Source organism: Microbacterium sp. C448 (assembly GCF_000582705.2).
In the GTDB taxonomy this organism is placed as follows: domain Bacteria; phylum Actinomycetota; class Actinomycetes; order Actinomycetales; family Microbacteriaceae; genus Microbacterium; species Microbacterium lacus_A.
The window spans coordinates 1-9,211 of record NZ_HG779668.1 but is presented as its reverse complement, the minus strand read 5'-3'; the positions used below and the strand labels follow the sequence as shown (position 1 = coordinate 9,211).

Sequence of the window (9,211 nt, the reverse complement as noted above, 5' to 3'; positions counted from 1 at the left end):
CCGCCGCTTCGACACATCGCCGCAACACACGCGGCAATAGACCTGCCCGAGGCGCGCCTGAACTGCGTGCGCGTCGGCATCGGGCTGTACGGTCTGTCGCCCTTCGCCGGGCGGTCGTCGGCCGAGCTCGGCCTGCGTCCCGCCATGACGCTCCGCGGAGCGGTCGCGGCCGTCCGCCGGGTACCCGCGGGGCAGGGCGTCTCGTACGGGTACGACTACCGCACGGACGGGCCCACCGCCCTCGCGCTCGTGCCGCTCGGCTATGCGGACGGTGTGCCGCGTGCCGCATCCGGTCGCGGTCCCGTGACGATCGGCGGCACCCGCCTGCGTGTTGCGGGACGCATCGCGATGGACCAGTTCGTCGTCGACGCGGGCGACACCCCGGTCGCGGTGGGGGACGAGGTCGTGCTGTTCGGTGACCCGACGCTCGGCGTGCCCGCGGCGGATGAGTGGGCGGATGCCTCGGGCACCATCAACTACGAGATCGTGACGCGGATCGGGCCACGGGTGCCGCGCCGGCAGGTGTCGTCGTGAGCGGGGTCGTCGTGAGCGGAGTACGGTCGTGACCGTCGCGGATGACCTGCTCGGCCGCCACGACATCGAGAGCACGGACGATATGGAGCAACTCGGACGACGGCTCGGCGCGGGGCTCGTCGCCGGGGATCTGCTCGTGCTCACCGGACCGCTCGGCGCGGGCAAGACGACCCTGACCCGCGGAATCGCGGAGGGACTCGGTGTGCGGGGGCCGATCCAGAGCCCGACGTTCGTGATCGCGCGGACGCATCCGTCCCTCGTCGACGGCCCGCCCCTCGTGCATGCGGATGCCTATCGCCTCGGCTCGGCGCTCGAGCTCGACGACCTCGATATCGACGCGGACGGCTCGGTCGTCGTGGTCGAGTGGGGGCGCGGCATGGCCGAGGGCTTGCGTGAGATCTGGTGGGAGCTCGAGATCGAGCGGCCGGTCGGGGGGCGGGGCGGGCATGTTGCGGAAGAGGGCAGCACAATGTGCGGTGATGCCTCGCGCTCAGCGGAAGCCCTGGACGACGATGCGCCGCGCGTCGTCACGATCTCGCGCCGCCCGTAGGTCTCGGCGCGTTGTAGGTCCTGCTGTGTGCGCCCGGCCTCGTCTTCCCCGCGCCGAAGTGGGGCACGGTGTCGGGGCCTGTGGGGCAGGTTCTACCGTGCCCCACAGCACCTGACGTGCCCCGGTCTGCCGGCGTCGGGGCGTTGGTCCCCGTCTCTGAGCTCGTCGACGTGACCTGTTGCGCCCTTCGGTCTCTGAGCTTGTCGACGTGACTCGCCGGGGCAGTGCTCGGGTGTTCTCTTCGTCAGGCTCAGGGAGTACGGGATCGGGCAGCTGAGGCCCTCAGCGCGCGAGCGGGGCGATGCCCCATCTAGTCACGCCGAGACCTGCGAGCGCCGTGAGCGCCGCTGTGATCGACGGATCGCCCCGGCGCTCGTCGCGCACCACCGCACCGATGACACGAGTGATGCCCGGGTTGGGGGATCGGACGACGACGTTCTCGGGCATCGCCGTGGTTGTGAGCACGAGGCGCGGCATGAGTGTGACTCCCAAGCCGCTTGCCACCAGGCCCATGACCGCTGCGGCATTGTCCGTCTCGAAGGCGATGTCGGGCTCGAACCCGACTCGCTCGCAGAATCGCAGCAGGTTTCCCCGGCACTTCGGGCAGCCAGCGATCCAGGGATCGTCCTCGAGCGCGATCATGTCGACGACGTCCTCGTCGGCCAGTGGATGGTCGCGCGGCAGGACGAGCAGCAGGTTGTCGTCAAACAGGTTCGCGAGACTGAGGCGGGAACGGTCGGGCCGCGTTCCGCGCGCGGCTTCGCCCGGGTAGGAGAATACGAGCCCAATGTCGCGCTCGCCGGACTCCACGAGGTCGATCGCCTCCGGTGGCTCCTCCTCCCCGTATCGGATGGAGACGCCCGGTGAGCGGTCGCGGAGCGTGCTTATGAGGGCGGGTACGAGAGTCGACGACGCCGAGGGAAAGCCGACGAGACGCACCGTGCCGGAACGCATCTGGGCGAGCGCCTCGATCTCGGCGAAGGCCACATCGAGGGCGTCCAGGGCGATGGCTGACTGCGCGGCGAGGGCGCGACCGGCATCCGTCAGCGTGATCGCCCGGCCCGTGCGCACGACAAGCGCAACGCCGAGCTTCGATTCGGTGCGCTGCAGATGCTGGCTGATGGCGGGCTGACTGACGCCGAGCGCGCGAGAGGCTCCCGTGATCGATCGGGTCGATTCGATGGCACGGATGATCCTCAGCGACTGGAGGCCCAGGTCCGGCGCGGTGCCCGTCATCGGGTCAGCGTAACGCTTCACGGTTGTCCACGGCCTATTCGGATAACCAACGCTTATTCACTCGATAACACCGTGTGCCGAGGTTTCGCGTCAGGGTGCTTCCCGTCACAGGATCGGAGCCATGACCCACCTCGCGCCATCCGCTTCGACCGGTCGTCGGCTCGCTGCCCATGCCGACGCCGCTGAGACGACGTTCGATGCGTCTGACGCGCACGAGTTCTTCGACGGCGGTCGTGGCTACTTCAACGCGTGCAGCATGGGGATCCCGACTCGGGACGTCGCTCGCGCGATGACGGACGACGCGGCGGACTGGTTGCGAGGGGATGCTTCGCCGAGCGGGTACACCGCGGTCGTGGAATCCGCGCGTGCTCGGTTCGCGCAGCGCGTCGGCTGCCCGGTGCAACGCGTCGCGATCGGTGCTCAGACGTCCGTGTTCGCGTCGCTCTTCGCCGCCGCGGTGCCGTCCGGGTCCGAGGTTCTATGCGTGGACGGGGACTTCAGCTCGATGGTCTTCCCGTTTCTGGTCGCCGGCGCCGAGATCGGATACACGGTCCGCCATGTGCCCCTGCACGCTCTGGCGGCGGAGATCGGGCCGCGCACGGCCGTGGTTTCGTTCAGCCTCGTCCAGTCGATCGATGGGGCTATGGCCGACGTCGACGCGGTTCGTACGGCCGCCGCGCGACACGACGCCCTGACGTTGTGCGACCTCACCCAGGCGGCCGGCGCGGTGCCGGTCGACGCCACGCACTACGACGCGACCATCACGAACGCGTACAAGTGGTTGATGGCTCCGCGCGGAGTGGCGTTCCTCACGCTCTCGCCCCGGGCTGCAGGGTTCGTGAAGCCGTTGCACGCCGGTTGGTACGCGGGTGAGGACGTGCTGGCGTCGTTCTACGGTCCGACGATGACGCTCGCCCGGACCGCTCGACGATTCGATGTATCGCCCGCCTTTCCGGCCTGGGTGGGTGCGGATGCCGCGCTCGCGTTCCTCGACAGGTTCGGCAGCGACGACGTATGGGAACACAACATATCCCTCGCCGACGCGTTCTGCGTCGGGGTGGGGATCGAGCCACGGGGACGGGCCATCGTCTCGCTCGACGATCCCGACGGTGAGCGGTTTCGCGCCATGAGTCGCGCCGACCTTCGCGCTACCCAACCGGACGGCCGCCTTCGCGTCTCGTTTCATCTCTGGAACACGCTCGACGACGTTGCTGCCGCCGTTCGCGCGGTCCGTTCCTCAGAGCGGCGGCCATGATGAGCGCCCGAGCCGTGGCATCCGATGTCGTCACGATTGGCGTCTCGGCCAGACATTCGTCATTCTCGTACTACAGCCCGCACCGTTGCAGCCTCTTCGCGTCGTCCAGTACGCGAGGATTCTCGAGCGCGCCCGTCCCTGGCGCCAATCACTAGGAGTCATCATGCGAACCCTACGAAACACCACGGCCATGGTCGCGATCCTGGCCGTGACCGGCATCCTCGCCGGCTGCACTACCGGCAGCGCGGGTGGTGCCGAGGAGTCGGCGGCGCCGACGGTCGACAAGGTCACGATCGATACGACATCCATGAGCGGCGCGAACGAGATCGCGAAGGTGGGCGGATTCTTCGACGATGAGTTGGCCGAACTCGGCATCGCGGTCGAGTACACCCTGCTGGGCACGTCAACCCAGATGCTCGAGGGCCTCGCCTCGCGCGCGCTCGATTTCACCGATATCGGCTACGTAGCCGTTGCCACGGGCGCCGCCGCGAACGTCCCGTTCGACATCATCGGAGCCGCATCGAGCGGTGGCGGCGACGCCATCCTGGTGCCGACCGGCGGAGCCACCTCGATCGAGGACCTGGCTGGTGCGACCGTCGCCACGTCGAAGGGCAGCAGCGCCTGGGCGCTCCTGGTGCGCGCGCTCGAGGACGCCGGGATGTCTACCGACGACATCGAACTGATCGATCTCGCACCCGACGAGGCGCAGAACGCATTCCTCACCGGCCAGGTGGATGCGTGGGCGCTCTGGGTCGGGACGAAATCCGACGCGGTCAACGACACCAACAGCGAAGAGCTCATTACGGGCGAGGAGCTCGGTCTCGTACCGGGTGCGATCGTCACGCGCACGGCGCTCGCCGAAAGCGACCCCGTCGTCATCGACGCGTTCCTGCGCGCTCGTCAGTCGGCCGTCGGCTGGCTGGCGGAGGACCCCGAGGCCGTTGCCGAGGCGATTGCCGCCGACCGCAACGTTGAGGTCGCCGTGGCCACGCGATTCCTTGAACTCAGCGCCCCGATGAACGAGGCCGTCGACGAAGAGCTGGCGGAAACCTACCAGTCGATCGCTGACCTGTTCGCCGACCTCGGCGAGATCTCGAGCTCGCCCGACATCGCGGCGCGCGTGAACAACACCTTCATCGAGAGCATCGCGGACTGAACGCCGAGGGGCCGGAGCGACCACCCCGGCCCCGTCCCTTTTGGAGGAGATATGACGACCAAGCGGATGATCAAGCTCGGCCTACTGGTCGAGCCGCCCGGCGCGAGCTACAACTCGTGGGTGAACCCGACGACGCGCCCGGACGCGGCCCTGCACTTCGATTCGGCTCGCCACCTCGTCCAGCTGGCGGAGAGTGCCGGTTTCGCGTTCGCGTTCGTCGCGGACAGCGTGTCCATCGAACCCGGGGCGAAGCCGTACTACGTCAACCGCTTCGAACCGTTCACACTCCTCGGCGCGCTCTCCGCATGCACCCGGACAATCGGCCTGGTCCCGACGTTCACGACGTCGTTCACGGATCCGTACACGATCGCGCGCCAGCTCGCCTCGCTCGATCACCTGAGTGGCGGCCGCGCGGGGTTCAACCTCGTCACCTCGGCACACGCGAGCGCGGCGGCGAACTACAGTTCGCCCGCGCTGCCCACGCACGATGAGCGGTACGTGCGCGCGGCCGAGTACCTCGAGGTGCTCCGCGGTCTGTGGGACACCTGGGACGAGGACGCTTTCGTGCGGGACGTCGCGACCCGCACTTACTTCGACCCCGAACGGATGCATGTCCTCGACCATTCGGGCGAGTACTTCCAGGTGCGCGGGCCGTTGAACATTGAGCGCCCGGTGCAGGGACATCCCGTCGCCTTCCAGGCGGGTTCTTCTCCCGTCGGGCGGGACTTCGCGGCGCGGTTCGCCGAGGGCATCTTCGCCAAGGAGAATTCGCTCGACCTCGCCCAGGAGTACTACGGCGACATGAAGCGTCGCGCGGCAGAGCACGGTCGCGACCCCGACCAGATGAACATCTTCATGGGCGGACAGGTCGTCGTTGGCCGCACGGCCGCCGAAGCCGAGGACAAGTACGCGCGAATCCTCAGCTACACCGACGACGAGCAGGCGCTGCGCTGGCTCGGTTTCTACTACAACTATCTCGACTTCTCGGTCTACGACCCCGACGGCCCCTTCCCGCAGGAGGTCACGGCGATCGGGGCGAACTTCTTCCAGGGGATCACGGCCCGATTCGCGGAGGAGGCGGCCCGGAAGAACCTGACCCTTCGCGAGGTCGCGCAGATGGCCACGACCCCGCGCGAGGACTTCTTTGGAACGCCCGAGCAGGTGGCCGACGCCATGGAGCAGTGGTTCGTCGAGGGCGCGGCGGACGGGTTCTTGCTCAACAACTGGGTCCAGCCCGTCGGGCTCACCGACTTCGTCGAACTCGTCATCCCCGAACTGCGTCGTCGGGGGATCTACTCGTCTGAGCCGCCCGCGGCGACCCTGCGGGAGAATCTCGGGCTCGACCACGTGCCGAGCCGATACCAGGGGGTGCGCTCGTGACGTCCTCCGCCGCGCACCTGCGCATCCGTGGCCTGCAGAAGATCTTCGACGGTGCCCGCGGCGAGGTCGTCGCGCTCACCGGCGTCGATCTGGATGTCCGGCGCGGCGAGATCATCACGGTGATCGGGCCGAGCGGGTGCGGCAAGAGCACGCTGCTGAAGATCGTGGCGGGCCTCGAAACCGAGTACGAGGGCGTCGTCGAGCTCGACGGGCGTCCGGTGCACGGCCCGGGTCCGAGCCGTGCGGTGATCTTCCAGGAGCACCGGCTGTTCCCCTGGCTGAACGTGGCCCGCAACATCGCGGGTAATCTGTCGCTCCGCAGCGCCTCCGTCCGCGTCCGCGTTGAGGAGCTGCTTCGGGTTGTCAAGCTCGAGGGCTTCGCGAACGCGTTCCCGAAGGAGCTCTCCGGCGGGATGGCGCAGCGCGTCTCGATCGCGCGAGCGCTGCTGCGTGACCCCGAGGTACTGCTCCTCGACGAGCCGTTCGGCGCACTCGACGCGTTCACGCGGTCCCACATGCAGGATGTCCTGCGCGACATCTGGCGGGAACGGGGAACGACGATGATCTTCGTCACGCACGACATCGATGAGGCGCTCGTGCTCGGCGACCGCGTCGTCGTGATGAGCCCGCGGCCGGGGCGCGTGCACGAGATCATTCCGGTCACGCTGCCCGTAGAGCGGGATCGGGCGAGCGACGAGTTCCTTGCGCTGCGAGCGGAACTGGTCCGCGTCTTCGGCGACATCGCGGTGCCGGACGAGTCCGACGTGCCGAGAAGGGACGCAGCATGACCGCCACGGTGACGTCCCCCGCGGCGGTGTCCGCGATATCCGAGGTCGCTCGTCGATCGACGCCGCGTCGCAGACGACGTCGTGGTGGTCTGTGGATCGGCGCGCTCTTGCCGGTGGCCGTGATCGGCCTCTGGCAGTTGCTGTCGGCGGCACGGGTCATCGACAATCAGCTCTTTCCCGCGCCGTCCGACGTCGCCGTGAATTTCTGGGCGCTCACGGTGAACGGCATCCTGCTCGAGAACTTCCTCGTGAGCCTCGCCCGGGCGACTGGCGGGCTCGTCATCGGCGCGACGCTCGGCCTGATCGCGGGAGTGCTCGTCGGTTTCTCCACGATCGCGGAGAAGGTCGTAGACCCGACCCTGCAGATGCTGCGCACGGTCCCGTTGCTCGCGGTGACACCCCTGTTCATCCTGTGGTTCGGGTTCGGTGAGTTGTCCAAGGTCATCCTCATTACCACCGGCGCGTTCTTCCCCATGTACGTCAACACATTCCTCGGGGTGCGTGGAGTCGACCGCAAGCTCTTCGAGGTCGGCCAGGTGATGCAGTACAGCACGTGGGACCAAGTCCGACTTCTCATCGTTCCCGGGGCGCTTCCGAACATCCTTCTGGGTCTTCGGCTTTCCGTGGGGATGGCGTGGCTGTGCCTTGTCGTGGCGGAGCTGACCGGTGCGCAGTCGGGGATCGGCTACCTGATCCAGGACGCCCGGAGTCTGCTCAACACCGCGACCGTCATGGTCGGTGTCGTCGTTTTCGCCGCGGTGGGGAAGATCTCGGACTCGCTCGTTCGGATACTCGAGCGACGCCTCCTCGGGTGGCGTGACAACTACGACGGGGCCTGAGGGCTCGTCCGACCACGTTCGGGCGCGTGCCCGGGGGCTGGACGGATGTCGGAGGTGGCGTTCAAGATCGACCCATGCACACGACGAACTACTTCGACACCTTCATCGCGGTCTCCGAAGACACGGCGGCGACAGCAGCGACCGAACCGCCGACTCGTGCCAGCCCGAGTGTCGCCGAGCTGACCTACCGCATGATCGCCGAGAATCCGTACCGGTTCACCTCGGACGACGTCATCTTCGCGGTGTGGGCCGATCGTCGCGACATCCCGGCCGGAGAGCGCGAGTCGGCGCGCGCAGAGTTCTTCGCCAAGGGTCAGCCGTGCATGCGCTCGAGCGACCTCGGTAAACGATACGGATGGGGCGTGCACGCGGACGCGGAGGGACGAATCGCACTCGTGCCGGTCGAGTCCGAGGAGTACGAGCGCATGGCGACCGGGGAAGGCGGTGTCACAGTCACCCGGGCGATGCGCTCGAAGCGCTGAGCGCCCGCGCCCGCGACTACCCTGGAGGGCGTGATCCTCGCCATCGACACCTCCCTCGGCTCTGCCGTCGCGGTCGTCGACCGCGACGGGGTCACGCGCGGCGAAGCGTCGAGTCCCAACGCGCTCGGACACGCCGAGATCATCGGCACCCTGATCGAGGGCGCCTTGGCCGAGGCATCCGTCACCCCGCGCGACATCACGCACGTCGCCGCGGGCATGGGGCCGGGCCCCTTCACCGGCCTGCGCATCGGCATCGCCGCCGCTCGCACGTTCGCCCTCGCGCGCGCCGTTCCGGTCATCGCCGTCGCGAGTCACGACGCCGCGGCGCTCGCCGAATTCGAGACGGCTGCATCCGGACCGATCGCGATCGTCACCGACGCGCGCCGCCGCGAGTTCGCCTACACGGTGTACGCGGGCGTGGCCGAGGGCCTGCCGATCCGAACCACCGAACCCGCGCTCGCACCCCGGGACGACCTCGATGCACGGCTCCTCTCGCTCGGCCTGCCCGCGAATCCCGTCCGGCGCGTCGATGTCACGTCCATCTCGGCGGGCGCACTCGGGCGTCTTGCGGGACGGATGCTCGCTGCCGGAATCGTCGCGGACAGGCACGCCGGCGACGGCTCATCCGCCGAGCCGCTCTACCTGCGCTCGCCCGACGTGACCCTCGGCCACGCACCCAAGCGGGTGGGCGTATGACGCTACGGACGGCAACCGCCGACGACCTCGACGCGATCATGGCGCTGGAGCGTGCCTCGTTCCCGACCGACGCGTGGTCGGAGGCGATGATGCGCGAAGAACTCGCCTCGCGCCACGGCCGCTACCTCGTGCTCGAAGAAGCCGGACGCCTGATCGGCTACGGCGGTATCCGGGCTGTGCAGGGCGGGACGGATGCCGACATCCAAACCATCGCGCTCGTCGAAGACGCGCGGGGTCGAGGGCGGGGGCGCGGGCTGCTGCGCTCACTGCTGACCGAGGCGGGGGAGCGCGGGGC

The 9,211-nt window shown here is 68.5% G+C and carries 11 protein-coding genes; 10 read left to right on the top strand and 1 reads right to left on the bottom strand.

The features are described 5' to 3' along the window. Positions 1–534 (top strand): alanine racemase (gene alr, locus MIC448_RS07725; RefSeq protein WP_036298049.1); only part of this gene is annotated, 534 nt, incomplete at its 5' end. 28 nt (positions 535–562) lie between these two features. Next, the gene (tsaE, locus tag MIC448_RS07720; protein WP_279380981.1) at positions 563–1,084 is read left to right on the top strand and encodes a tRNA (adenosine(37)-N6)-threonylcarbamoyltransferase complex ATPase subunit type 1 TsaE; all 522 of its coding nucleotides are present in this window, start codon (positions 563–565) and stop codon (positions 1,082–1,084) included. Positions 1,085–1,366: 282 nt separating this feature from the next. Here the strand turns inward: tsaE and MIC448_RS07715 are convergent, their stop codons facing one another. Further along, complete coding sequence (locus MIC448_RS07715) at positions 1,367–2,320, bottom strand: LysR family transcriptional regulator (protein ID WP_036298045.1); 954 nt, start codon at positions 2,318–2,320, stop codon at positions 1,367–1,369. A gap of 121 nt (positions 2,321–2,441) precedes the next feature. Between MIC448_RS07715 and MIC448_RS07710 the strand changes: the two genes are divergently transcribed. From MIC448_RS07710 to MIC448_RS07675, 8 genes are all read left to right on the top strand, one after another. Continuing rightward, positions 2,442–3,575 carry an aminotransferase class V-fold PLP-dependent enzyme gene (locus MIC448_RS07710; protein ID WP_051513351.1) on the top strand — a complete coding sequence of 378 codons (1,134 nt, stop codon included), beginning with the start codon at positions 2,442–2,444 and terminating at the stop codon, positions 3,573–3,575. A gap of 163 nt (positions 3,576–3,738) precedes the next feature. Then, positions 3,739–4,731 (top strand): ABC transporter substrate-binding protein, encoded by a 993-nt coding sequence (locus tag MIC448_RS07705; RefSeq protein WP_081766251.1) that lies wholly within the window; start codon positions 3,739–3,741, stop codon positions 4,729–4,731. A 51-nt stretch (positions 4,732–4,782) separates the two neighbouring features. Next, positions 4,783–6,111 (top strand): LLM class flavin-dependent oxidoreductase, encoded by a 1,329-nt coding sequence (locus MIC448_RS07700; RefSeq protein ID WP_036298044.1) that lies wholly within the window; start codon positions 4,783–4,785, stop codon positions 6,109–6,111. Further along, positions 6,108–6,899, top strand: coding sequence for an ABC transporter ATP-binding protein (locus MIC448_RS07695; RefSeq protein WP_036298043.1), 792 nt, complete (start codon positions 6,108–6,110; stop codon positions 6,897–6,899). Before MIC448_RS07700 ends, MIC448_RS07695 begins: the two co-directional genes overlap by 4 nt. Beyond that, positions 6,896–7,738 carry an ABC transporter permease gene (locus MIC448_RS07690; protein ID WP_036298042.1) on the top strand — a complete coding sequence of 281 codons (843 nt, stop codon included), beginning with the start codon at positions 6,896–6,898 and terminating at the stop codon, positions 7,736–7,738. Before MIC448_RS07695 ends, MIC448_RS07690 begins: the two co-directional genes overlap by 4 nt. A 74-nt stretch (positions 7,739–7,812) precedes the next feature. Continuing rightward, the gene (locus MIC448_RS07685) at positions 7,813–8,220 is read left to right on the top strand and encodes a DUF6157 family protein (protein WP_036298041.1); all 408 of its coding nucleotides are present in this window, start codon (positions 7,813–7,815) and stop codon (positions 8,218–8,220) included. 30 nt (positions 8,221–8,250) lie between these two features. After that, positions 8,251–8,916, top strand: coding sequence for a tRNA (adenosine(37)-N6)-threonylcarbamoyltransferase complex dimerization subunit type 1 TsaB (gene tsaB, locus MIC448_RS07680; RefSeq protein ID WP_036298040.1), 666 nt, complete (start codon positions 8,251–8,253; stop codon positions 8,914–8,916). Then, the coding region (locus MIC448_RS07675) for a GNAT family N-acetyltransferase (protein ID WP_036298039.1) at positions 8,913–9,211 on the top strand (299 nt) is incomplete at its 3' end. The genes tsaB and MIC448_RS07675, both read left to right, overlap by 4 nt.